The organism is Exiguobacterium acetylicum DSM 20416 (assembly GCF_000702605.1).
Lineage (GTDB): Bacteria > Bacillota > Bacilli > Exiguobacteriales > Exiguobacteriaceae > Exiguobacterium_A > Exiguobacterium_A acetylicum.
Map to the genome: position 1 here is coordinate 2,131,888 of NZ_JNIR01000001.1, position 25,419 is coordinate 2,157,306.

The 25,419-nt window shown below is 48.6% G+C and carries 24 protein-coding genes; 9 read left to right on the top strand and 15 right to left on the bottom strand.

Annotated features, from left to right (window positions below; genetic code table 11):
• Positions 1-29: 29 nt before the first annotated feature.
• Both P401_RS0111365 and P401_RS0111370 read right to left on the bottom strand, forming a co-directional pair.
• Positions 30-1,073: a glycosyltransferase family 4 protein gene (locus tag P401_RS0111365; protein ID WP_029342543.1), complete on the bottom strand. Its 1,044-nt coding sequence runs from the start codon at positions 1,071-1,073 to the stop codon at positions 30-32.
• A gap of 58 nt (positions 1,074-1,131) precedes the next feature.
• Entirely contained in the window at positions 1,132-1,533 is a 402-nt protein-coding gene (locus P401_RS0111370) for a Rok-like winged helix domain-containing protein (RefSeq protein ID WP_029342544.1), read from the bottom strand.
• A gap of 293 nt (positions 1,534-1,826) precedes the next feature.
• Between P401_RS0111370 and P401_RS0111375 the strand changes: the two genes are divergently transcribed.
• On the top strand, positions 1,827-3,311 hold the full coding sequence (locus P401_RS0111375) for an N-acetylmuramoyl-L-alanine amidase (protein ID WP_029342545.1): 1,485 nt from the start codon (positions 1,827-1,829) through the stop codon (positions 3,309-3,311).
• 93 nt (positions 3,312-3,404) lie between these two features.
• On the opposite strand, the gene pgmB is transcribed toward P401_RS0111375, so the two are convergent.
• Positions 3,405-4,076, bottom strand: a complete 672-nt coding sequence (pgmB, locus tag P401_RS0111380) for a beta-phosphoglucomutase (RefSeq protein ID WP_029342546.1) — start codon at positions 4,074-4,076, stop codon at positions 3,405-3,407.
• Positions 4,077-4,355: 279 nt separating this feature from the next.
• Here pgmB and secA2 point away from each other — a divergent pair, with 279 nt between their 5' ends.
• Both secA2 and P401_RS0111390 read left to right on the top strand, forming a co-directional pair.
• Positions 4,356-6,719 carry an accessory Sec system translocase SecA2 gene (gene secA2 / locus P401_RS0111385; protein WP_029342547.1) on the top strand — a complete coding sequence of 788 codons (2,364 nt, stop codon included), beginning with the start codon at positions 4,356-4,358 and terminating at the stop codon, positions 6,717-6,719.
• Complete coding sequence (locus P401_RS0111390) at positions 6,703-7,464, top strand: SLAP domain-containing protein (RefSeq protein WP_029342548.1); 762 nt, start codon at positions 6,703-6,705, stop codon at positions 7,462-7,464. The genes secA2 and P401_RS0111390 overlap by 17 nt, the downstream gene beginning before the upstream one ends.
• Before the next feature lie 38 nt (positions 7,465-7,502).
• Here the strand turns inward: P401_RS0111390 and P401_RS0111395 are convergent, their stop codons facing one another.
• Positions 7,503-7,835 (bottom strand): Asp23/Gls24 family envelope stress response protein, encoded by a 333-nt coding sequence (locus P401_RS0111395; protein WP_029342549.1) that lies wholly within the window; start codon positions 7,833-7,835, stop codon positions 7,503-7,505.
• A gap of 57 nt (positions 7,836-7,892) precedes the next feature.
• Positions 7,893-8,954, bottom strand: coding sequence for an acyltransferase family protein (locus P401_RS0111400; protein ID WP_029342550.1), 1,062 nt, complete (start codon positions 8,952-8,954; stop codon positions 7,893-7,895).
• Positions 8,955-8,996: 42 nt separating this feature from the next.
• On the opposite strand from P401_RS0111400, the gene P401_RS0111405 reads away from it, so the two are divergent.
• Positions 8,997-9,737 carry an SGNH/GDSL hydrolase family protein gene (locus P401_RS0111405; protein ID WP_029342551.1) on the top strand — a complete coding sequence of 247 codons (741 nt, stop codon included), beginning with the start codon at positions 8,997-8,999 and terminating at the stop codon, positions 9,735-9,737.
• 333 nt (positions 9,738-10,070) lie between these two features.
• Entirely contained in the window at positions 10,071-10,538 is a 468-nt protein-coding gene (locus P401_RS0111415) for a hypothetical protein (RefSeq protein ID WP_029342552.1), read from the top strand.
• A gap of 59 nt (positions 10,539-10,597) precedes the next feature.
• On the opposite strand, the gene P401_RS0111420 is transcribed toward P401_RS0111415, so the two are convergent.
• Positions 10,598-11,194, bottom strand: coding sequence for an alpha/beta hydrolase (locus P401_RS0111420; RefSeq protein WP_029342553.1), 597 nt, complete (start codon positions 11,192-11,194; stop codon positions 10,598-10,600).
• Positions 11,191-12,129 carry a VOC family protein gene (locus P401_RS0111425; RefSeq protein ID WP_029342554.1) on the bottom strand — a complete coding sequence of 313 codons (939 nt, stop codon included), beginning with the start codon at positions 12,127-12,129 and terminating at the stop codon, positions 11,191-11,193. The genes P401_RS0111420 and P401_RS0111425 overlap by 4 nt, the downstream gene beginning before the upstream one ends.
• Positions 12,130-12,307: 178 nt before the next feature.
• Here P401_RS0111425 and P401_RS0111430 point away from each other — a divergent pair, with 178 nt between their 5' ends.
• From P401_RS0111430 to P401_RS0111440, 3 genes are all read left to right on the top strand, one after another.
• Positions 12,308-13,201: an ABC transporter ATP-binding protein gene (locus P401_RS0111430; protein ID WP_029342555.1), complete on the top strand. Its 894-nt coding sequence runs from the start codon at positions 12,308-12,310 to the stop codon at positions 13,199-13,201.
• Positions 13,191-14,390, top strand: coding sequence for an ABC transporter permease (locus P401_RS0111435; protein WP_029342556.1), 1,200 nt, complete (start codon positions 13,191-13,193; stop codon positions 14,388-14,390). The genes P401_RS0111430 and P401_RS0111435 overlap by 11 nt, the downstream gene beginning before the upstream one ends.
• Before the next feature lie 66 nt (positions 14,391-14,456).
• Complete coding sequence (locus P401_RS0111440; RefSeq protein ID WP_029342557.1) at positions 14,457-14,885, top strand: hypothetical protein; 429 nt, start codon at positions 14,457-14,459, stop codon at positions 14,883-14,885.
• 48 nt (positions 14,886-14,933) lie between these two features.
• On the opposite strand, the gene P401_RS0111445 is transcribed toward P401_RS0111440, so the two are convergent.
• The 8 genes from P401_RS0111445 to P401_RS0111480 all read right to left on the bottom strand — a co-directional run bounded on the left by P401_RS0111445 (position 14,934) and on the right by P401_RS0111480 (position 23,346).
• Positions 14,934-15,563, bottom strand: coding sequence for a helix-turn-helix domain-containing protein (locus tag P401_RS0111445; protein WP_029342558.1), 630 nt, complete (start codon positions 15,561-15,563; stop codon positions 14,934-14,936).
• 30 nt (positions 15,564-15,593) lie between these two features.
• The gene (locus P401_RS0111450) at positions 15,594-17,525 is read right to left on the bottom strand and encodes an ABC transporter permease (RefSeq protein WP_081834737.1); all 1,932 of its coding nucleotides are present in this window, start codon (positions 17,523-17,525) and stop codon (positions 15,594-15,596) included.
• On the bottom strand, positions 17,491-18,255 hold the full coding sequence (locus P401_RS0111455; protein ID WP_029342560.1) for an ABC transporter ATP-binding protein: 765 nt from the start codon (positions 18,253-18,255) through the stop codon (positions 17,491-17,493). The genes P401_RS0111450 and P401_RS0111455 overlap by 35 nt, the downstream gene beginning before the upstream one ends.
• Positions 18,248-19,240 carry a sensor histidine kinase gene (locus P401_RS0111460; protein ID WP_029342561.1) on the bottom strand — a complete coding sequence of 331 codons (993 nt, stop codon included), beginning with the start codon at positions 19,238-19,240 and terminating at the stop codon, positions 18,248-18,250. The genes P401_RS0111455 and P401_RS0111460 overlap by 8 nt, the downstream gene beginning before the upstream one ends.
• Complete coding sequence (locus P401_RS0111465) at positions 19,237-19,923, bottom strand: response regulator transcription factor (protein WP_029342562.1); 687 nt, start codon at positions 19,921-19,923, stop codon at positions 19,237-19,239. Before P401_RS0111465 ends, P401_RS0111460 begins: the two co-directional genes overlap by 4 nt.
• Positions 19,924-20,020: 97 nt before the next feature.
• A complete protein-coding gene (locus P401_RS0111470; RefSeq protein ID WP_236627115.1) occupies positions 20,021-21,907 on the bottom strand; it encodes an ABC transporter permease in 1,887 nt (628 codons plus the stop codon).
• A 16-nt stretch (positions 21,908-21,923) separates the two neighbouring features.
• Complete coding sequence (locus tag P401_RS0111475; protein WP_029342564.1) at positions 21,924-22,685, bottom strand: ABC transporter ATP-binding protein; 762 nt, start codon at positions 22,683-22,685, stop codon at positions 21,924-21,926.
• Positions 22,686-22,842: 157 nt separating this feature from the next.
• Entirely contained in the window at positions 22,843-23,346 is a 504-nt protein-coding gene (locus P401_RS0111480; RefSeq protein ID WP_029342565.1) for a PTS sugar transporter subunit IIA, read from the bottom strand.
• 175 nt (positions 23,347-23,521) lie between these two features.
• Here P401_RS0111480 and P401_RS0111485 point away from each other — a divergent pair, with 175 nt between their 5' ends.
• Positions 23,522-25,228 carry a M3 family oligoendopeptidase gene (locus P401_RS0111485; protein ID WP_029342566.1) on the top strand — a complete coding sequence of 569 codons (1,707 nt, stop codon included), beginning with the start codon at positions 23,522-23,524 and terminating at the stop codon, positions 25,226-25,228.
• Positions 25,229-25,419: the final 191 nt, after the last annotated feature.

The window sequence follows — 25,419 nt, forward strand, 5'->3', positions numbered from 1 at the left end:
CACGGATGAGCGGTCTTTTTTGATATACGTTATTTCGATGTAAAACGTTCCAACAAATTCAACAATGGTCGATAGCGTTCACCAAGCAAACCGAGTGACTCGACAAGAATGTCAAGAACGAGCAACAGCATGACGAGTGAGACGAGAGCACCAATCGAATTCGTCTGCGAGAACAGAATCGCCGTCATCCCGAAGATGGCACAGAGTCCGTAGATGACGAGCACGGCTTGGCGCATCGTAAAGCCGAGATCAAGCAACCGGTGATGCAGATGGGCCTTATCCGGCGCAAATGGTGGTTTTCCTTGCAATACCCGTCGAACAATCGCAAACAACGTGTCGGAAATCGGGATCCCAAGCAAAATAACTGGAACGGCAAGCGAGAACAGTGTCACGTTCTTGAATCCAAGAAGTGATAACACACCAAGCATATAGCCGAGGAACAAGGCACCGGTATCACCCATGAAGATTTTCGCTGGGTAGAAGTTATGAAACAGAAAACCGAACGTACTCATCAATAAGAGAATCGCGACGATCGTCACGTAGACGTTTCCTTGAATGACGGCAAGACTGATCAATGTCAACAAGACGATGCTCGAGACACCCGCTGCTAACCCGTCTAATCCATCAATCAAATTGACGGCATTCGTGATTCCGATGACCCAAAGGAACGTCAGCGGAACACTCCACCATCCAAGATATAACTGCTGATCGAACGGTAGATTGATGAACTCGATCCGAATCCCACCGTTTAGGACGATGACGGCAGCAACGATTTGCCCCATCAGCTTCAAACGGGCATTGAGTTGGAATCGATCATCCAGTGCACCGGTCAAAATAATAACGAACCCACCGACTAAAATATGCGTCGCGTACGGACTCGAAGGTTGTAAGATAAAATAACCGATCATAAAAGCGATATAGATCGCTAATCCGCCAAGTCGCGGCATGATTCGGACGTGTACTTTTCGCGCGTCCGGACTGTCAACGGCACCGACTGCAATCGCAAAGCGTTTCACGACGGGTGTGATCAGTAAGGCGGCGATAAAACAGACGATGGACGCAGTCCATAACATAGTAACATCACGCTCCTGCGCGAATTATATCATAAAAAAAAGAGCCGACGAGCGGCTCTTACATGAAGATCGGTACTTCAGCAGCTGGATCATATGTATAGATACCGCGCCCGACTTTTTTAATGGCAGGGTTTGCCTGTTCGACTTTCGCCATCAATTGGTAGATGTTACTAATTTGGTGACGGTAACGCAATTCAAGCTCCATTTGGATGTCACGTGCTGTCATCGATTCCCGCTCGCGCATCAAATCGCTGATTTGGTGCACGTAGACTTCTAGTGGATACCGCTGGTTGACACGACGTTGTTTTAACGGACGTTCATGCGTGACGGCGACTTCTTGCGAATGTTCCCCCGTTCCACGGCTTAATTCCGAGATTAAATACTCGGCACGTCGCTGTAAGCGACGATATTCCTCTTCGATTTCCATTAGTTCGCGGTAGATGTGTTCACTGTTACCCATTCCTTGCCCCTCTTTCCTTTTTTATACATTAATGTTTCAATCGTGTTTCAGTTGTATGTGTTTTGAAATATTTTAAACTATAATTTGCCTTGATAATATATAATTTCTTTAATTATTTAATTATACTGTAATATTTTCATATCCTTACCGATAAATTGGCTACACCTCATATTAACAGAAAGGAGTGAAAACGGAACATATAATTTCTACATTTAACTATTTTAATAATACTTAAGTTCTACTAATCCAATATATATCTTTCTTATTTTACCGAAAAGGAGACTGGAAATTTAATGGGCAAATTACCTAAAACACTTCGTACCGCTCTAGTACTTTCGTTGGTATCCGGTTGCTTCGCTTCTACTTCTACTGTATCGGCTGCTTCTGGTACAACCTTTACGAAAACTTCGTATCAGACGACAGATGCCTTGAATCTACGCAGTTCGAACTCGACGTCTTCTAAAAAATTGCTGACGATCCCAAAGACGACGAAAGTCACATCGAGCTATCGAAAAGGCTCTTGGTATAAGTTGTCATATAAAGGAAAGACGGGATATGTGACCGGATCTTATCTGAAAAAAATCGAGACTGGCACTTCTTTTTCGAAGACGTCTTATAAGACGACGGATGCGCTATCCTTACGTAGTGCCGCAACGACATCTTCTACTCGATTACTGACGATTCCTAAGGGAGCCGGTGTACAATCAAGTTTCAAAAGCGGGAATTGGTACAAAGTGACCTATGCAAATAAGACCGGTTATGTTTCTGGTTCGTATTTAAAGAAAGTGACTACACCAGCCAAAACGACGGTCTATACGACGACGGATCGCTTGAATTTCCGTTCGTCTCCTTCGACATCCGGAAAAGTCCTGACGACGATTCCAAGTGGAACTGCCGTCAATTCTCTCGCCGTTAAATCGAATTGGCACACGGTCCAGTACCAAGGGAAAACGGGGTATGTCATGGGAACGTACCTGAAGAAAGGGACTTCCGTTCCTGCCTCGACGACTGGAAACGTCGATTATAGTGGTTCAAAGATGTATGTGTTGATCCCGTCAGGCAATAGTGTCGCGCTTCGTGCGAGTGCGTCGACGCTCAGTGGTCAAATCGCTCGTCTTGGACGCGGTACTCCTGTCGTCGTCACGAATTCGCGTCATCAAACAAAAGGCTTCGTCGCCGTCCGGACAGCAAGTGGTCAAAGCGGTTATGTCGATGCGACGTATCTGACGTTGTTCCAACCGGCACCATCGAATCGTCCACTTCTCGTCCTTGATCCGGGTCACGGCGGACACGACGCAGGTGCAGTTCGTTACGGTGTGACAGAGCGTGACATCGTCCTTGCTGTCACGAAACAAGTCGCCGAGCGCCTTGCCGGAAAAGTCGATGTGACGATGTCACGCTATACGAACGACTACTATCCGTCTCTTGGAGAGCGGAGTGCCCTTGCGAACAGTCATGCAACGACTGCTTTCGTCAGTGTCCACATCAATGCTTCAACGAGTACGCAAGCATACGGAGCAGAGACCTTCTACTATAAAGGCGCCTCTTCGATCAACCTTGCTCGTAACGTCCAACAACGCCTTGTCTCCTACGCGGGCATGCGCGACCGAAGCGTCCACTATGCAAACTACGCTGTCATTCGTGGTACGAAAGCACCGTCGATTCTAGCGGAACTCGGTTTCCTCTCGAACAGCGCGGATCGGGCGAAACTGACAAACGCATCGTATCAGTCACGTTACGCGCAAGCAATCGCAGACGGCATTCTCGCCTCACTTTAAATCAACGCCATATCAAAAAGGATCGCTCAGGGAAGCGATCCTTTTTGCATACACATAACTTTCAAGGAATGTCCTTCACCATCAGGGAATGGTTCAGACAAGGGAGCGACTAGCGAGGATTTGCTCAAGGGATAGCAAATCTGTCGAATCGACACGATAGTCTGCCTCATGGAGCGCCGACTCCGGTCCAACTCCGACGGCATACATGCCGGCAGCGTGGATGGCAGTGATGCCAGCTGTCGCATCTTCTACACCGATGCAACGGCTCGGTTCGACGTCGAGTGCTTCTGCAGCACGGAGAAACACTTCAGGGTGTGGTTTCGATTGTGCAACGGTCGCAGCGTCTACGATGTCATCGAAATAGTGTCGGACCTTTAGTGCCTCGACGACCATCAGCGCATTTTTAGAGGCGGACGCCATTCCGATCTTCAGCCCAGCGTTTCGGATTTCATCGAGGAATGCAGTGATTCCAGGAAGAAGATCCTGTTCAGAAATATGTTGGATCAATGTGACGTAGTGTTCGTTTTTCTTCGCAGCAAGTGCTAGCTTCTCTTCCTCCGAAAAAGCGTTCTGTTTTCCACCAAGCGCAAGGATACGCTCGAGTGAATCCATCCGGCTGACACCTTTTAATGTCTCATTGAATTCCCGGTCGAACGGGATATCCAAATCCTCTCCAAGTTGTTTCCACGCTAAGTAATGATACTCTGCTGTATCGGTAATTACGCCGTCTAAATCAAAAATGACCGCTTCGATCGTTGGTGCCATCCGACATCCATCCTTTCTTCCATCGTCCATGAAAGGCAAGAAATCGAATGACTTTGCGCAAACGATTGCACTTGCCTTATGAATAATTTTACTGGTTCTTCCGAATCTTTGCAAGCGTTATCAAATATTTCTGATTTTCTATTTTTAAGCACGAAACACGTTAATTTTGATAACGCTTTCAATTTTAAGGGAATGTTTTACTTATTTCGTTCTTTACTATTCGTTTTACATTTTTTAACTGCTATAATGGATCTCATAGCATATGAGGGAGTGACGAAGATGTTTCAACGTGTTAAACAGTTGTTGAATGATCAAAGTCGAAGAATTCATCGTTATGAAAAAATCGTAACGACGATCAATAGCCTAGAACGAGAAATGGAACAAACATCCGATCAAGCGTTACGTGAATTGACCGCCTCATTACGTGAGCGGCTACAAACTGGGGAACGAATCGATGCGATCACACCAATGGCATTCGCCCTTGTCCGAGAAGCGAGTAAACGAACGCTCGGCTTACGGCATTACGATGTGCAGCTCATGGGCGGTCTGGCGTTACTTGAAGGACAAATCGCCGAGATGGCGACCGGTGAAGGAAAGACGCTCGTTGCTTCACTCGCGAGCTTCACTCAGGCGCTTCACGGAAAAGGTGTCCACGTCATTACCGTCAATGAGTATCTGGCACAACGCGATGCGGAGCAAATCGGTCAGATTCACCGATTTTTAGGGTTGCAGGTCGGAATCAATTCCGCTGAAGCTACGTTTGAGGAAAAACGGATCGCCTACGCAGCAGACATTACATACGGTGTCGGGACTGAATTCGGGTTCGATTACCTGCGCGATCATCTGATCATGGAGCCGACGGAACGTCTACAACGTCCGCTTCATTTCGCCTTGATCGACGAAGTCGATAGCATTTTAATCGATGAAGCGAAAACACCACTCATCATGGCGGAACGAGACAGTGTCCACGAAGGGTTACAGCAACTCGTCCGTCATGTCGTGCAGACATTCGAAGACGAGCGGGATTATACGTTCGACGAAGAGATTAAAGCGGTCGCCTTGACTGATCAGGGGATTGAGACGATCGAGGAGGCGTTTGCGATTGATCATCTGTTTGCTGCTGAGCACTCCGTCCTCTTCCATTACGTCATTCAAGCCTTACGTGCCCATGTCGTCCTCAAGCGAGATGTCGACTATATCGTCAAGGATCAAAAAATCGCGCTCGTCGACCTCTTCACGGGTCGTCTGATGGAAGGACGCAGTCTATCCGACGGGTTACATCAGGCACTTGAAGCAAAAGAAGGTGTTCCCGTCACGGAAGAGAACCGGACGACGGCACAAATCACGATTCAGCATTATTTCCGTCTTTATCACCAGGTGGCAGGAATGACGGGTACAGCGGCGACGTCACGGGAGGAGTTCCAAAAGACGTACGGGATGGATGTCGTGACGATTCCATCAAATCGTCCGAAAATCCGGATCGATGCGGAGGACGTCATCTTTGCGACGCGTGACGAAAAATTAGAGGCAATCGCGCTGGCGACAAAATCGGCACACGTCACGGGACGACCAGTTCTGATCGGTACTTCGTCGATTGAACAGTCCTTACGCGTCGCGAAGACACTTGATACACATGAACTCACCTACGAGATCCTGAACGCAAAAACCGTCGATCAGGAAGTCCGGATCATCGCTTCAGCCGGACAAGCCGGTCGAATCACGATCGCCACGAACATGGCAGGTCGCGGAACGGATATTTTACTTGATGAAACAGCACAACAACAAGGCGGCTTGTTCGTCATCGGAACCGAACGCCATGAATCTATTCGGATCGACAACCAACTCCGTGGTCGGGCAGGTCGCCAAGGCGATCCCGGATTGACGCAATTTTATCTCTCGCTCGAAGATGAACTGCCTCGTCGTTTCGCGCGCGACCGTCTCGCACGCGTGCAACAAAAAGTACGAGATGCTTCCGGTCTACTGGCTTCACGTGACGTTCGGGATCTATTGCAGTTCGCTCAGTCGACGTGTGAATCCGTCAATCGGAGTGTTCGGGATGAACTCGTCCAGCTCGAAGAAGTCATCAGCGAACAACGGCAAGCAATCTATCATCTCCGCAACAGAATCGTTGATGCGACGTCACTCGAAGACATCGTCCAACCGTTTGCCGGACGTGTCTTGCCGTCGATCATCGACCAAACACTTTCTGACGATCTCGTCCCGGAAGAATGGCCGCTGGCTCTCGTCACGACAGAACTCGAGCAACTGTTGCATCAACCGGTCACGTTGGAACGACTGGAAACGATCGACGAGATGAAACGCCAACTTGAGCCGCTGATTGCTGACACCGAAGCCTTACTCGTTGCCCATGTTGCGGCTGAAAAAGAGACCGTCAAACGCTTCATCCTCCTTGCACTGGATGAGCAATGGACGCGCCACTTAACAGCCATGAACAGCTTAAAAGAAGGAATCCACCTCCGGAGTTACGGACAAGAGCAACCAGTGCGCATCTTTGAGCGGGAAGGCATGGATTACTTCGAATATGCCATTGCGAGTTTCGAAAAGCAGGTCCTTTCTGGTATCTGCCGCGCCGAACAGACACACGATAGCGAAGGAGAACTGCATCATGCACACGTCGAATGAAGTGTTCCGTCCCCCGCTCTATTTCACGGAGGACATGCCGATCGTCAAGGAAGACGAATACGTCTTTCGTCACGTCGCAAAACAACTACCTGAGTTACAAGTCAATCAGATGGCAATCCATCTGTTTCAAGTCTTATCGCGTCGCCCGCTTCACGTCATCGCCTTGTTCCAAAACACGTTAGACCGATCGTTTCATCTGAATGATCTTGTCGTCCTTGCCTTATCCGGCGACGAACTCGTTGCTCGTAAAGTACTCAGTATCGAAGAAGTCCCGGTCATCCTTCCTATGGCGACGCTACCGCTTTGGTTGACGTTCGAAGAAGACGACTGTTTCGTTGATCTCGAACAGTTGACGGAGCCGTTGCAACTCGTCTTCTCAAGCGAGACGCTGACGGAGCTCTTCTTCGAAGATGACTTCACGGAATCGGAACGACGCATCATCCGTCAAGTCGCTTATTCGCACCCGACACCTCCAGCAGATGGCTGGTCGTTATTACCGGTCTCGATTATGCGCGAGCCGGATACTGTGACGGCGACTGTCCTCGTCCGTAATGCGAGCGATCAGACACTGACGCTCGAGGCGCTCACGTTTGAATTAATGGATGACGAGACGCCACTCGCAGACGGCACCCATCCTGGACTGTCGTTACCCGCTCATAGCCAACATGCGATTCGTCTCCGTTTCGCCTGCACCGCAACAGATGTTCCGGCATTCGGTCTCCGTTATCTTCCTCCCTCTTCCTAAAAAAACGTCTCGGCACACAAGATGCCGAGACGTTTTGCTTATCCTTTTAAGAGTCCGATGACGCGGACGTTGATTGCTTTTGGTTGGAACGCGAGCATGTTTTCCATGTCTTGTGCGATCCGTTCTTGGACTTTTCCAGCTGTCTTGATGATCGACATGCCGTATTTAATATGCACGGACAGACTAACCGTGATATCGCCGCCGACATCTTCGACTTTCACGAGTTTGACCATCTGTTTTTCCTGCAGTTTCGAATCATCTGCTGTAAAGGCGATGCCTTCCGTTTCTTGAACGGCTACCCCTGCGATGACCTCGATGACTTGTTGCGAGACGTTCACGACACCGTCCGCATTATTTAAATTATATGACATACCTTCCACGCCCTTCGTCTAGTAATCCATCTATCTTAAAGTGTAATGCATTCCGCCTTATTTTGAAAGGTCTACCCGTTTCTCGACGATCGGACGAATGTCGATCTCAATCAAAGGACGGAGGACACGGACGACGAGCGGGTGTATGATGATACCAACGATCAACAAGGCGACGCCAATCATGATCAGTAAGGCGAGCCACGGTTGCGGTACGAATGCATCCGTCACGTATTGACGCCACGCCATGACGAAGAAGACATGGAGTAGATAAACGTAGAGACTGAGTTCCCCAGCGCGTGTGATGAGCGGGAGGCGACGCATCGGAACCAACATCATGAAACCGAGCGAGGCCGCGATCGACAAGAGATAGATGACGCTATGCTTGAGTACACCAATCCATGTATCGCTGTCATACTGTTCAGCGTACGGGAAACGATGCTTGAAGGCATTCGCGAAATCGACGATCTCTTGCGGTGTGTCACGCCACGCCTCGAACAATAAGAAGCCCATGACGGCAGCAAACGTCACACCACCGATCAAGCGGACGTTCATCCGGCGCTTGAAGTTCTTCGGCATCTCGAAGATGCGGATGAATTCGTGTTCCGATAGATAGTTCCCGAGTAAGAAATAGGGATAGAACATGATCAGCTTCCGAAGTGCCAAGAATCCCGTATTTTCGAGTTCGAATCCATACAGCAAGGCGAAGGCAAGACCAAACCAGACGTATCCACGCAAGTGAACGACATACGGTGTCACGATGTACCAGACGACCATGACGAACAGATACCAAAGTGCCCAGTAGGGACGTAGTAGATGCGTACCGATGTTTTCACCAGAAAAGAGTGGCAATCCTTCCCCAATCGTCGCCCACGATCCAATTAAGATTTGCCAGACGCAGTAGACGGCAAATAGTTGGATGACACGTAAATACTTGTTTTCGCGGAAGAAATAACCGCTTAAAATAATGAATAATGGCATATGAAACGAGTAAATCAACAGATAAACCGTCTCGAGTAGCTTTCCGTCATAATCAAACCGTAAATCCGTCAGCATGTGACCGATGACGACAAAAATGACAAGAAAACCTTTGATATTATCAAACCACGGATTCCGATTCATGTTACACTACCCCTTATACTCCCTCGAAAGGAACGAATGTTTATGAAAAAGACACTCTTGATTCTATCTGTCGTCTTGAACGTCGTTCTCCTTGCATTGTTACTGGGACGTAAACCGCTCGAACTATTCGAAAGCGTCTTACCTGCAACGAGTACGACTCCAGTCACGACCTTCCAATACGATAAGAATCCAAACTATGTCCGTCTGAATAGTCTATTCCATACTTATCAATACCCAAAATCTGCGAATGCTGTCATGTTAGGCGACTCGATGACGAATTTTGCCGATTGGCGTATCTTGATGAAGGATCCGACGATCGTGAATTTCGGGATTCCTGGTGATACGACAGAAGGCTTTTTGACTCGCCTCGACTTGATCATTGAGATGAAACCAAAACGCGTTTTCTTGATGGGCGGTATCAATGATATTCGTCACTATACACCGATTCCGCAAATCACTGAGAACATGACGACGATCGTGACGACACTTCGAAAAAATAACATCGACGTCGTCATTCAGTCAACCGTTCCTGTCGCACCGAAATATTCGGACTCCGTCCGAATCAACCGGGACGTCGAAGCATTGAATCGGAATTTACAAAACCTCGCTCAATCCGTGGAAGTACCATTCGTTGATCTGCGACCTGTCTTGACGAATAAACAGGGGTACCTACAAAATCGGATGACGTACGACGGACTCCACCTCGTCGGTGGCGGTTACCTGCGCTGGAGTGATGCGCTGAAACCCTATGCACTCAAAACCGATTTGACAGCAAATAACTAAATCAAAAAACGGCTCATCCCGATTTCCGAGATGAGCCGTTTTTTGATTATTAATCTTCTTGGTTTTTGACACCCATGTAGGCTGCGACGCTCGATGCTGAGAAAACAGCAACGGCAACGATTCCGACAGCAATCCAAATCACTTGATCCATCATTTCTTTATATCCCCCTTTATGTAAACGCTCGCTTCTTCATTTAGCGTACACGAATTTCGTCAAGAAAGAAACACATTTTCCATGTCTAATGACTAGACGATTCGGGAAAAAGTAACTATAGTAGAAGGACAACTACAAATTGTCAGAAAATTCGATTATTTAACAAGGAGGTGTTTCTGATGGCCACTTCATTGCTTACGCCGAAAGTGACGTTACGACATCGAAGTACTCTCAACTTTGGATATTGGCTTGTCATCGGATGCATAGGATGGGTGATGCTTGCCCTCGTCACGAATGTTGGTACCGTTCTTGGTCGTCTTCCTTTATATGAAAGCATTCCCCTCGCCATCCTTGTACTTGGTCTCACGGGTGTCGTACTAAAAATGGCGCGTGACGAGTGGTGGATTCGTTATCTCGAACGTCAGACGCAGTATTATATCGGACACGAGACCGTGACCGGTTGGTGTACGACGATTGATAGCATGTGGCTGATCCGTAAGACGATGCGCCGTGAACTTCGCTTGCTCTACCGGCATCTTGCGCAGACGAAAGCATCGGAAGAAGTGAAACAGATTCTTGCACTCCAGCTCGTCGAGCGTGGTGTTCTGATCGTCTACTCCCGACCAAAAAGTGATCATCCCGCTTGAAACGAAAAGAGGACTGCCCCATCATCTTCTATGAAAGAAGCAGATGGGACAGCCCTTTTTTAGTGGTTTAACCAATCCGTTGCCGCTTCAATCGTTGGCATGACGAGTTGGTGACCGTAATTCGACCACGTGACGTCGACTGATGCACCGGCTTGCTTCAAGAGTGCTGATAACTCTTCCGTTTCCTGAGCCGGACAAATCGGGTCATTGCTTCCGGCGCCGATGAAGACGCGCACGTCCGATAAGTCAGGTAGCGTCACACCACGACGTGGTACCATCGGATGCAACAGAATCGCTTGTTTGAACAAAGCTTCTTCGAACAACATATTCGCCGCGATGTTCGCACCGTTCGAGTACCCGACTGGAATCAGACGATCGAGATCAAAACCGCGCTCCGCTGCCTGGTCACGTAAAAACTGAATTAAACGTGCTGTCCGTAAAGCGAGGTCTTCTTCATCAAAGACACCTTCTGCGAGTCGTTTGAAGAAGCGTGGCATCCCGTTTTCCGAGACTTCCCCACGGACGGACAAGTAGCCTGCTTCCGAATCGAGCAACGAGACGAGTCCAACGAGATCTTGTTCCGTTCCGCCTGTGCCATGTAAGAATAAAAAGATCGGTGCGTCTGCTGTTTTTGGTGCTTGGTATAAATGAATCATACGAGTCTCCCCTTCGGTACAGTAATAGGTGTTACATGATTTGTGATCGCCGTACGATGTGCTTCGAATTGTTCCGGTAACTTCAAGTCTTCTCCGAGCATCTCGAACTCTTCATCGATCGCGAACCCTGGATTATCGGTCGCGATTTCATGGAGGATCCGACCGCGGTCATGGAAATAGATCGATGTGAAGTAGTTGCGATCCTTCACTTCAGTCGTCAACAAACCGAACGTGTTGATGGCGTTCATCCAGTCGAGTTGTTCCTTTTGATCCGTTGCCCGCCACGCAATATGGTGAACCGTTCCAGTCCCCGGACGACCGACTGGCATTTGACCATGAACGACGTCAACGACATTCCCGAACTCGCCTTCTGCGATGTACCGGTCAACGGTTTCCGTCCGTTTGCTGAGTGTCAGTCCGAATGTGTCTGTCAGTAATTTTGCTGTGTCTGATGGATCCCTTGACAGTAACGTCGCTCCCGCAAATCCTTTGATGGCGACATCACGTGTGATGCCGTCGATTTCATAGCGACTGCCTTGTCCCGCCTCGCGTTCGACGAGTTCAATCTGAAGACCGTGTGGATCTTCGAAGGCGATCTGTTGCTCTCCGAACCGAACCGTTTCTTCAAACAAGACGTTTTTTTCTGTCAGTCGCGCTTTCCAAAAATCTGCTGCACCGACCGGAATCGCGTAAGCTGTCGTTCCGACTTGTCCGGCACCGACCTGTCCTTTTGCCATGCCTTCAAACGGAAAGAACGTGATGATCGTTCCCGGTGCTCCAGATTCGTTACCGAAGTAGAAGTGGTACGTTCCTGGATCATCGAAGTTGACCGTTTTTTTGACGAATCGTAGCCCGAGAATCGTTCCGTAAAAATCGAGATTTTCTTGTGGATCGCCAACCATCGCTGAGATATGATGGATACCTTGCGTTTTCATATGATGCGTTCCTCCTTCAGTCGTATCTGTTAAAACAATAATAGTAACTAAAGAACAAAAAGTAAACTGATAAGCCTTCCCTCGTTCTTTTTTGGAACCTTTATCCATTTCCGACCGTAGGACACTATGTAACAATGGTACACTTGTCGTGCAACAGACGTCTTTAAAGGAGGTTCTTATGTTAGAAATCAAACACATCACGAAGCGTTTCGGCGATTTCACGGCCGTTGATGCCTTGACGATCGAGGTGCCACCAGGGCAAATTTTTGGTTTGCTTGGTGCGAACGGTGCCGGAAAAACAACGACGTTCCGGATGCTGCTCGGTCTACTGCAACCGACTGAAGGATCGATCACCTGGAATGGAGAGCGCATCCCGACTTCAAAAATCGGATACCTTCCGGAAGAACGAGGGCTGTATCCAAAAGTTCGCGTCGATGAACAGCTCTTGTTCCTTGCTGAACTTCGCGATATGAAACGGAAGGATGCGAAACGAGCCTTGACGGAATGGCTAGAGTATTTCCAAATTCCGCAGTATGAAAAAATGCGCGTCGAACAACTCTCAAAAGGAAATCAACAAAAAATCCAGTTGATCTCCGCCGTCCTACATAAACCCGAACTGCTGATTTTAGATGAGCCGTTCAGCGGACTCGATCCGGTCAACGCCGAACAGTTGAAACGTGCTGTCAAAAAGTTGACCGTCGACGGAACGACGATCGTCTTCTCGAGTCACCGGATGGACCACGTCGAAGAACTCTGCGAACATGTCGCGATCCTCGATCATGGGAAACCCGTCGTCGCCGGTTATCTTCCTGACATCAAGGCAGGATACGGAAAAACACGTGTCCTTTTGACGACAGATGCTCCGCCACTCCTATGGGATAGCTTACCAGGTGTGCTCCAGGTCGAGTCAGATAACAATGGGCATATCGTCCAAGTCTCTTCGAAAGAAACGGCTGATCAACTTCTCCAACATATCGTCAGTCAAGGACACCATGTCGATCGTTTCGTTTGGGATCAGTTATCCCTGCAGGATATCTTCATCGAGGAGGTCGGCAAACGTTATGAACCGTAAATTCCTGACTTTATATCGCTTCAATCTACTTCAAAAATTGCGTGCGAAAAGCTTTTTGATCTCGACTGTCCTGATGGTCCTGTTCCTCGTCGGCTTCGGCAATATCGAACGGATTCTCGACTGGTTTTCGGGTGACGATCCGAAAGTTGCTCTTGTCAGTGAATTGTCGACCGATCTTCGTCCAGCCTTGAAGAAGGCTGGTGTCACTTCAGACATCACGACGAAGGACTATACGGTCGCACAAGCACGAAAGGCAATCGACCGCGGTACATTCGATGCCGTGGCAATCGTTCAGGATTCGTATGACGTGACACTCGTCAGCGCTAGTCCTGAGTCTGAATTACAGACACAGGTCGCAACAGTCGTCAAACAAGTCCGTGACCAAGCCGTCATCACGGATGCTGAAATCGATCCGAACGTTCTTGCTTCGCTCGCTGAACCCGTTCCCATCAAGCAAGAATTGACGTCGACTGGCGGAAAAAGCGAGGATGAATTATTCGCTGCCTCAGCGCTCGTCTACGTGTTGCTGTTCTTGATGTACTTCACGATTGCCATCTACGGTGGAATGATCGTCACAGAAATCGCGAACGAAAAATCATCCCGTGTCATGGAGCTGCTGATCTCAGCAGCGAGTCCGATCCAACACATGCTCGCGAAGATTCTTTCGATTGCTACGGTCAGTCTCGTACAATTGTCGATTCTCGTTGGTGTCGGCTACTACAGTGCTCAAAGCAGCAGTTTATTCGATCAGTTATCACTCGATTCCCTGAGTGCCCGAACGATCATTTATCTGTTCGTTTTCTTCCTGCTCGGATACTTCCTGTACGCGACGCTCCTCGCGGCACTCGGTTCACTCGTCAGTCGGGTCGAGGATGCGCAGCAAGTGACGTTACCGGTCATCTTGTTGATCGTCGCTGCTTTCATGATTTCGATGTTTAGTCTGAATGCACCGACGAACCAAGCCGTCGTCGTCCTGTCATTCGTTCCGTTCTTTACACCGATGGTCATGTTCCTGCGCGTCATGTTGACCGATGTACCGCTATGGCAAGTGTCGATTTCGCTCATTTTGATGCTGATCAGCATCTCGCTCGCCTTATTAGTCGGAACCAAATTCTACCGGGGTGGCGTTCTGTTCTATGGATCGAATCCACTCAAACAGTTGCGCCGGATCTTAAGCGGTCGCCGGTAACAGTTTACAAGACGAATCGTTTCCGCTATCGTTAGGTGAGAAAAAGCCTTTAGGAGGAACTACGTTATGCGGTCTCGTTTTTGGGCAGCGATCCTTTTCACAGCTGCTGCCATGGTCTCGTCACTTGTCATGTTCACGAAATTCCCGCAAGCGAGTGCGACATGGGAACTCGTCCTTGCCTATGGAGGCATGGCGTTCGTCTCTAGCCTCTTTTGCTGGTCCTTCGTTGCGGTGCGCCGCCACTCTTCCCGTTTATACGGAAGCTGGGTCGGTGTCTTCATCGCCGGACTGACTGTCTTACTCGTCTGTATCGCGCGATTCGTCTTGCGTGGTGATGTGATGATGATTTTCAAATGGCAAGCGATGCTTGGTAGCTTAACTCTCAATTTCGGCTATGTCGGTTGGGTACTCGTCATTGCAAATGCGATCATTGGTTTTATCATCGGTCGGATCCGTCAAAAGACGCGTCGTCCACGCCCGATGCCACAACGTTAATAAAAAGTCGCTGTCTTCTGAACGTCAATCAGAAGACAGCGACTTTTTTTATTTTCGGTGATAACGGGAACGACTTTTCCGGTCACTGTAATCCGCATAATAGGTCGAACTGGATAAAGAGACACCGTCCGTCATGCGGTCGAGGTATTCATCCAGTTGCATCATCGATGGTAACTTATCCTCGAACAACTCATATGTCTCTTCTGCTTGATCGCGTTGCAACTCCCCTGCTTCCATCACGGCTTCGACGAGCTCATGGAAGATCCGTTGCTCGGTCGCACTCATTGTCTGCTCGATCCGTTTGACGTCCTCGTCATACATTAAATCAAACAGGCGCATCCGTTCTTCGAGCTGTTCTTCGACCCACGTCCCGTCTTGTCCGAGCGTCTGTTCATAAGCAAGCTTCATCTCTTCAAGCGGTGTATTCTGTTGCATGATGAACTTCAATGACTCTCCCGTCCAGATATGCCGTGCCAAATAACTGGCGTCGATGTTCAAGACGTCCGCCAATGCTTCGATGTAGGGTTTGGTTGGATAGACTTCGCTGAGCTCCGTCCGGCGGATGAAGTACGGTGCGACGCCGAGTCGTTCAGCCAGCTGTTCGATCGTAATCCCGGCACGCTCCCGTAAAATACGAATCCGGTCACCGTAACCCCGATATGGTGAATGGTCTAGCATACGATTCCCTCCCTTATTCCTATGGTATCATCATACCCTTGAATCCGGTGTCGGATACATCGAACTTTCGGATGAATTCCGAAACAGATGCCGCGGGTAACGCAACCAAATCGGTAGGACACTCAAGAAGTACCCAACCGTGACGATACTGATCCAAAATACAGCTAAGTTAAGAAATGATCCCGGCTGTAGTCCGGCTTGTGTCACGACGACTTGGAACAATAAGAAGGCATGGAAGACAGAAATTAGATACGGAATAAGCAGAACAGCACCATACTTCATTAACAAGTAGCTGCGAATGTTCCCGGAACCGAACCCTAACGCAAACAACGTCTTCATCCGCTTTTGTTCCTGTTCCGCCGTCATCTGCATCCATACATGTAGAAAACTCGCATTGATGACGAACAACCAGATCGTCAAGAGAACGACGACGAACGTGACAAGTCGCACGATTCGGATTCCGTCGATTTCATCTTCTGTCTCATTGATCAACTGATAAGGAACCGGTTGCTTCTCATCTAGCTTCGCTGCCGACTGGATGTTGCGGACGATTTTCATCCACTGTTTCCAGTCCTTCGTTCCATAATCATGGTAGGCTGGCGTATCGAAGACGACGATTTGCCGGACGGGTTGCTTGAGTGTTTGAAAAACGGCATCACTGACGACGAAGATCGTCTCGATTTGATAATTGTAACCAAATACTAAATCGTGAGAAGCAGCGGGAAGTAACTCAAAGTCAGCGTTCTTCATCGCCTGCTTCTCTTTTTTCATCGTCGGTGTATTCTCTTCAAGTTGTACCGGACGTGCCGGTACAAAGAAACTTTGTCGCCCCGTCGCCGTTCGATCCTTAAGATGCAGTTGACGCATCATCTTGTTGTACGACGAAATCGGTAAGAGGACACGTGTGCCATCTGCTTTTACTTCAATATCCTGCTGGTAGCGATCCGGGAATGCCTCCGTCATCGTCTGCTTGATATCCTTCAATCGCTTCGTCGGTTGAGCGGATTCTTCGTAATAGACGAGACCGAATTGATTTTGGGATGATAAGTCGAGTCCGATCAATTGAAACAAGAAGACCAGTCCGACTGCTGTTAGCGCACACGATGTCAGAATCGTTCCAAGGGCAATGAGCGTACTATTCGTTCTGAGTTGATTGGCGATTTCCGAGACGATCAGCTTCCGCAGCGACAAACGACGTGGTCGATATAACTTGGTCAACCACGGTAAGACATATCGGCAAATGAAGAAGGAGCCGATGAAGATGACAAGTGGGAAAAATATATAAAATCCTTCCGTCCGAACAAAGGCTAAGGCATAACCATAGATCAACAGAAGTAACGCTCCGATTTGCGTCAGAATCCAGACTCGTTTTCGAAATAGCGAACGGGAACGCGTCGGTCGGTCGGGACGAAAGCGATAGATCGCAAGGACCGTTGCCGTCAGCAACACAAGGAAGGCGCCACCGATCAAAGCAAGAATCGCATAAAAGGATAATTCGAATTCGATTGCTGGTAAGAACATAACTTTGACGACGGACAGCAACAGCATCTTCGTCAAGACATTACCTAGAATCATCCCCGCAGTGATGGCTAAACCACCGACGATCAACACTTCAATCAAAAAATACTTTAAAAAATGCGACAGACCACTACCGAGCGTCCGCATTGTCCGTAAATCGTTCTTGCGGTGCTCAAGCATCGTATAGGTCGTCGAATAGATGAACAGTACACTGAAAAATAGGATGATCAGCTCCGCGATGAAGACGAAGAAGATCGTCATCTCGATGACTTGGTTCAATTGACTAAGGATTTTGGCGACGTTTTGGAATGATCCATTCGTCAACAAGTTCCAATAACTCGTCACGATCGTCATCGCGATGATGATCGTCAAGGCATAGCCGTAATACAAGCGCTGATAACGCCGGATATTACGTAGGGCGTATTGCAGATAATTGATGCTCATCCCCTCCTAGCAGCGATAGTGATTCGATGACCCGTTGGAAAAAGATGCGGCGTGGTTCATCGCGGAATAACTCCGTCTGAATGCTACCGTCCTTTAGGAACAAGACATGGTTACAGTACGACGCGACTTGTGGATCGTGTGTCACGATGACCATCGTCATCCCCGTCGCGTTCAACTCGGCTAGGACGTCCATGACGTGTTTTGTCGCTTGGAAGTCGAGTGCTCCCGTCGGTTCGTCCGCAAGCATCAGACGTGGTGTATGAATCAAGGCACGACCGATCGCGGTCCGTTGTCGTTGTCCACCACTGACCTCATCGACCTGTTTATCTAGCAGATCATCAATTTGTAGACGACGTGCCAACTCCTCCATCTCTTCCCGCGCGAGCTTCGTCTTTTTCCCCGATAGCATCAACGGGACGAGCATGTTCTCGCCGAGCGTTAACGAATCGAGTAGATTGAATTCCTGAAAGATGATCCCGAGCGTCTCGCGCCGGAAACGTGTCATCTCTTTTCGTTTGAACGTCGCCGTATCGACGCCGTCAATCAAAATCGATCCCCAACTCGGTTCGTCGAGTGTTGCAAGCAAGTTGATCAGCGTCGATTTCCCACTACCGGATGGTCCCATGACTGCGACCATCTCACCTTCTTCGACTCGGAAATTGATATCCGTCAACGGTTGTTCCGTCACCTTTCCGGGATAGACTTTCCCTAATTGTTTAACCTCAATCATGTGCGCGACCTCCTACTAATCGAATCCGGCATGTCGTACCGACCCCTTCTTCACTCTCGAGTTCAATCTCGTGCCCGAGCTTCAAGCAGACCTGCTGGACGAAATACAACCCCATCCCGGTCGATTCTCCGTAACGTCGTCCGTTTTCGCCAGTGAAGAACGCATTAAAGACACGTGGGACGTCTCGTTTTGGAATCCCTACACCGTCGTCTTGAACCGAAAGGACGACTTGCCCGTTTGTCACTTCTGCCGTCAGAACGACTTCTCGACCATGTCCCGTCGTGTACTTGATGGCGTTCGTCACGAGCTGTAGGACGAGGAAACGAAACCACTTCGCATCCGTGTATACGTACACGTCGTCAGCGATATCGAGTTTCGGAAAGACCTGATTTTTAACGAATAATCGTTTCTCTTGATTGATGATACTCGTGACGAGCGGCTTCAGTGCCAATCGTTCCGCCTTCAAATCTGTCTCGATCGCTTCTAAACGTGACGAATAGAGCATCTGGTCGAGTCCACTGCGCAATCGATCGACCTCTTGACGTAAATCCGCTTGATAGTGTTCTCCTGGGTGTTCAAGGATCAACTCGATGACGGATAACGGTGTCTTCATCTGGTGAATCCATTGATCGACATACCGATGCCGTTCCTTTTCTTTTCGTCGCTCAGCAAACAGACTGTTTCGAAACAATGTCTGTTGCCGCTCTAAAAATTGTTCGACGGCAACGGAAATCGGTTCTTCACTATCACTGCGAATCGGTTCTGCGACCGATTGAACCGGCTGTTGCATCCGTCGTAGCAATGGAAGCATGCTGAAGAAACGATAACTGAGATAAATCAAGAGACCGATACTGTTCAAAAGTACGATATAAAAGAAGGCTGCTGGGCGATACAAATCATAGAGCCATAAGACGGCATATAAAATCAGCATTTGTCCGGTAAAGAAGAGGATTCCTGGTATCGCGTGCCGTAAAAAGAGCTTCATGGTTCAAGAACCAGTTTATAACCGACGCCTCGTACCGTCTCAAGTCCAGCGACACCAATCTCGGCAAGTCGTTTGCGAACACGCGTAATATTGACGTTCAACGTATTCTCATCGACGAACGCTTCGTCATCCCAAATCCGTTCGAGCAGATCGCCCCGACTGACGATCCGGGGACTTGCCGTCAGCAGCATCTCAAGGATCAACCCCTCTTTTTTTGACAGCTCGATTGACTGTTCCCCGTACTCTACGATATAACGATCTAAGTACAACGTGACACCTTCTTTCGTCACCGTTCGCTCATCCGTCTCGTTCGACAGCGTGCCATAGGCCCGGCGAATCTGACTTTTAATCTTCGCGATGACGACCGCTCCTTGGAACGGTTTAACGATGTAATCATCCGCTCCGTATTCGAGCGCCATGACTTGATCCATCTCCCCGACCCGTGCCGAGATGAACAAGATCGGTGCCCGTGTCTTCATCCGTAACTGCCGGCACCAATAGAAACCGTCAAACTTCGGTAAATTGACATCTAATAGAATGACGTCCGGATTCGTCTCTTCATAGACCGCGACGACATCCCCTCGCCCATCTTCAACGACGACTTTAAAATCATAGCGTTCGAGTAGTTCTTTCAATAGTGTAGCAATCTTCATATCATCTTCGACTAATAAAATCGTATGCATCGTTTCTGTCAACTCCTTCTCCCTTTATCATAACGAACTCAAAAAGGACTGGAAACGATTATTCCGTTTCCAGTTCTGTGTCCCCCTATTTAGTTCATCACGTGACGATGCGGCGATAAGCACGGACCGTGACGATATAGTAGATCAGATAGACGATCGTATAACAAACAATCGCAAGTAATGTCGGACGAACGATGTTGTAGTTCAACAGTTTCTGCAAGACCTGCATCGCCACTAAACTATGAACGAGTCCGAGCACGTACGGTAAAGAGAAGACGAATCCAACAAGGCGACGGATGATGCCTGTCTGTTCCTTCTCATCGACACCAATCTTCTGGATGATGGCAAACCGTTGTTTCGATTCTTCTGCTTCCGCGAGCATCTTGAAGTAGATGATCGAACCTGTCGCAAGCAAGAAAACGAGTCCGAGGAAGCCGGCAGCAAACGCGAGTAAGCCGGTCGTTGCCGTCGTCATCGCGTAGACAGGATAATAAGCCGCCATCTCCGTGTCCGCTTGTTTTCCATATAGTTGTGTCAACTGTTTCATCAATCCATCGTCATGACGTTCATCTGAGAACTGATAATTCGTCAGCGTGAAGCCTTTTTCCGGGATCTTCGCGAACGCATCATCGTTTACGACGAAGGCAAGTCGCTGTTTCTCATAAAGTTGAGCGATTGGTAGATTCGTCGCAGCGGTGATACGAAAGGAATCATGAACGTCCTTGATTTTAACACCGACCGGCGATTTGACTTTCATCTTTAACAAATCGTTTCCTTTGAACGTCTCAAGGACGATCGCTTCGCCTTGTTTCGGTTCTTTGATGACCGTTTTCCCGTTCGCTTTCGCGAGCTTGACGTAGTCCGAATAGTTGACGTAGCTGAATTGTCCCGGTTGGTCTTCATATGCATACGTCGCGTAGTAACGTGTAAACGTCAAAGGGTTCGGCAGATCGGTCATCTCATGGTCGACGTTCTTGACGTTGACCATCGTCCGGCTGTCGATTTTCTGGTCGGACTTCGCAATTAGCTGTTCCGCTTCTGCTTGTTTACTCGCAATCGACAGACTGTACGGGACTTGCTCCTCGACCGTCTGATCGATGAAATAATAGATCGATGTCGCTGTACCGACCGTCGTCAATGTCACGGCAGTGATGACCGTAATCGTCGACAGCATGACGGCATTCGATTTGATTCGTGACAACAATTGCCCGTGCAGAATTAAATTCGTTCCTTTGAAATGCCGCGCTTGATTACTTAAGACGCGCAATAAGAAGATCGTGAAATAACTCATCGTTCCGAACGTCCCGAGAATGACGCAGAGCATCAAAAGCGGTGCGACGATCGTAAAGTGATCCATCAATGGTTGTCCCGTTAAATAGTAACCGACACCGATCAAGACGACCGAAAGAACGGCTAGAATCGGATGAACTTTCGGAAGGGATTCCGCTTGTTGTTCTGCCTTGAACAATTCGATCAATGTAAAACGATAAATCGTTCGTGCCGAACGTAAAGCGATGATTAAGAAAATCAACAGGAAGACACCGATCGTCTGTATGACGGAAGCTCCGCTGATCGTAAAGGTCGCATCGACTTGCATCGCCATGACGGAAGCCAGCAACTGCACGAAGTATTTCGAAGCGACGGTACCGATCGCAATCCCGAGGATCAGACCAATCACCCCATACCCCATCGTCTCAAGGAAGATCAGGCGAGCAATCTGCCCCCGTTCTAAACCAAGCAATGCATAAAGTCCGATTTCCTTCTTACGGCGGCGTAAAAAGAAGTCACTTGAATACCAGATGAAGATGGCAGAGAAAAGCGCTAGAATGACACTTGCTCCGGTAAAGACTGTTCCCAGTTTTCCGTACAATTCGTTCGCCTGAAGCATCGCTTCATTCGATCGAATCGCGAGGAACGTGTAGTAAATCAGAATCGCAAATGTGACGGCACCGAGGTACATCACGTTTTGACGAATGTTCTTCAAATTTTGAAACGCCAGTTTAGACAAGCTCACGGACGGCACCTCCGAGTTCACGCTGGACTTCCATGATCTGTTCGAAGAACTCCTTCTGCGAACCGAAGCGATGGACTTCCTTGAACAGCTCTCCGTCCTTGACGAACAGAATTCGTTCCGCGTAAGACGCCGTCATCGGATCGTGTGTCACCATCAAGATCGTCGCGCCTTCATCATTCAGTGATCGCATCGCTTCGAGCAATCCGGTCGCGGACTTCGAATCGAGCGCACCGGTCGGCTCGTCGGCTAAAATGAGCGACGGATCATGAATGATCGCACGCGCGGCAGCTGTCCGTTGTTTTTGTCCACCCGATAGTTCGACCGGACGTTTATCGAGTAAGTCGTGGATACCAAGTTGACGCGCCACACGATCGACACGTTCTAAGATCATCTTTTTATCAATGTTCGCGAGTGATAGCGGTAAGGCGATGTTTTCCCGGACCGTCATCGTATCGAGGAGATTAAAATCCTGGAAAATGAAGCCGAGTTGTTCCCGGCGAAAGCGGGCCAATTGTTTTTCCTTCATCGCCGTCACGTCTGCTCCGTTGATTAAAATCGAGCCGTCCGTCGGCTGATCGATCGTCGATAATAAATTGAGTAATGTCGATTTCCCGGCACCGGATGGACCCATGATACTGACGAACTCTCCTTCGTGAACACGGAGCGTCGTCGGACGCAGTGCTTCGTGGCGCGCGGTTTTCGTTTGATACGTTTTTGAAATCTGTTCTGCTTGTAAGATTGCTTTCATCTGTAATGCCTCCTGTATTTGATTCGTTACACTCAGTCTAGTCCTTCCATGCTTTTCTCAAAATGGACTTTGCTTTCACTTCTCTTACAAAACGGTAAGACACGGGAGGAGACATCAAAAAAGCCCCCATCCGCAAGGAATGGAGGCGTATCGTATCTTATTTATGAGTTGCTTTGAAGAGTTCTGTTTCTCCTGCGACAACAGAAGTTCCTTCAGCTGGTACAGCTGAAAGCGTGAATTGATCGTGGTTCGTCACGATGATCGGTGTGATCGTCGATGGCGCATTCGCACGGATGTACTCGAGATCGAACTCGACGAGGACGTCTCCTGCTTTGACTTTGTCACCTGACTGGACGTGAGCCGTGAAGCCTTCGCCTTTGAGGTTAACGGTATCAAGACCAACGTGGATCAAGAGTTCAAGACCATCTTCACCTTTTAGACCGATTGCGTGTTTTGTTGGGAAGATCGTTTCGACCGTTGCGTTGATCGGTGAGACGACTTTACCTTCAGTTGGTTCGATTGCGACACCGTCGCCCATCATTTTTTGAGAGAAAACTTGATCGGGTACGTTCTCGATGTTGACGATTTTACCTGTAAGTGCAGAAGCGATTTTCGCGTTTCCTGCGTCGTTACCACCAAACAATTTTTTTAAGAATCCCATGATACTATCCCTCTACTTTCTCGATCGTTTTTCTTCCGAATGGAAGTTTCGATTTTTTATAGGAGTAAGCTGTTAGACAGCTCGCTCACGTTCTCACAAAAAGCATACGTTTGTCCCTCTAGTTTTGCAAGTATTTTTGTGTGATAATAGTTAGAAATCATAAGGAGGCGCTTACATGTTACCATTTTCAGAAATTACATATGTCCGTCCTGACCTTGCCTTGCTTGAAACATCAATGAATCAAGCGATCGCTCGACTGACGGAAGCCACACAGGTAGATGAAGCAAACGCAGCCATCACTGAGATTAATACCCTCAGAAATCAATTTGAAACGGCAAGCCAGCTCGTCGAGATCCGCCACACGATCGATACACGAGATACGTTCTACGAAACGGAGCAAGGATTCTTTGATGAAGCGAGTGCAATCTATCAAGGATATGTCTCAAGCTATTATCAAGCGTTGACGACGCACCCACTCCGCAGTGAACTCGAACAGACGCAAGGCAAACAGTTATTCCTGATTGCTGAAGCGAGCCTGAAGACGTTCTCGGAAGAGATCATTCCGAAACTCCAAGAAGAGAACCGTCTCTCGAGTGAATATACGAAACTGATGTCTTCTGCTCAAATCGAGTTCGATGGCAAGACGCTCAACTTATCGCAGTTCGGTCCATATCTTCAATCCCCTGATCGTGATGTCCGTAAAGCAGCTTCTGAAGCACGCTATGGCTATTTAAACGAGCATGGTGAAGCCATCGATACGATTTATGACAAACTCGTCCGGATCCGGACAGACATCGCGAAGACACTCGGTTTCCCATCGTTCGTCGAGCTCGGATACGCACGGATGCTCCGCGTCGATTATAACCAATCGATGGTCGAACAATACCGCGAACAAATCCGTGAGACGATCGTTCCACTCGCGACACAACTCAAAGAGCGCCAGCAACGACGGATCGGCGTCGATCAGTTGTATTACTACGATGAAGGATTTGCCTTCAAGTCTGGGAATGCGACACCGAAAGGCGAAGAGTCGTTCATCATCGAAGGCGGCAAAAAAATGTACGCGGAGATGTCACCGGAGACGAACGAGTTCTTCAACTACATGCTCGACCGGGAAGCACTCGATTTAACGGCGAAGCCTGGGAAAGCCGGCGGTGGGTATTGTACCTACATCGCAGACGAAAAACTCCCGTTCATCTTCTCGAACTTCAATGGAACGGCAGGCGACATCGATGTCCTGACTCACGAAGTCGGGCACGCCTTCCAAGTCTATGAGAGCCGTCACCTGACTGCTCCAGAGAGTGCTTTCCCAACGTATGAAGCGTGTGAGATCCACTCGATGTCGATGGAATTCTTCGCTTATCCGTGGATGGAAGAGTTCTTCGGTGAAGAGACGGCGAAATACAAATTCAATCACCTCGCAGGAAGCGTCACATTCCTTCCGTACGGCGTTGCGATTGACGAGTTCCAACACATCATCTACAACCAACCGGAATTGACACCAGCTGAGCGTCGCGAAGCATGGCGGACGATCGAGAAGAAATACCTGCCGCATCGTGATTACGAAGCGAATGATTATCTCGATTCAGGTGCATGGTGGCATCAACAAGGACACGTCTTCGGTAGTCCGTTCTACTATATCGATTACACACTTGCTCAAGTCTGTGCCTTCCAGTTCTATGCATGGATGGAACAAGACCGGGAAGCGGCTTGGAAGTCGTATCTCGATCTCTGTCGTGCCGGCGGATCGGAAAGCTTCCTCACGCTCGTCGAACGTGCTGGATTGAAGTCTCCGTTCGCACCAGGTACGGTCGAGGCAGCCGTCGCACCGGTTAAAACCTACCTTGAACAAGCAGACGACATCGTGCTCGATCGCGTTTAATTCTTTGCGTGCAAGGTCGTACTGGCTAAAAGTCAGAACATCTCGAGCAACATCAATAAAAGAAGAGGCGTTTTCCAGAATATCATCTGGAAAACGCCTCTTCTTTTTTGCTACATGATTATAGAACGTATATGTTCATCCTTGACTCCTAGAGGAAAAGAAAGCATGACTTCCGCTTTCGTCAGGGTTAG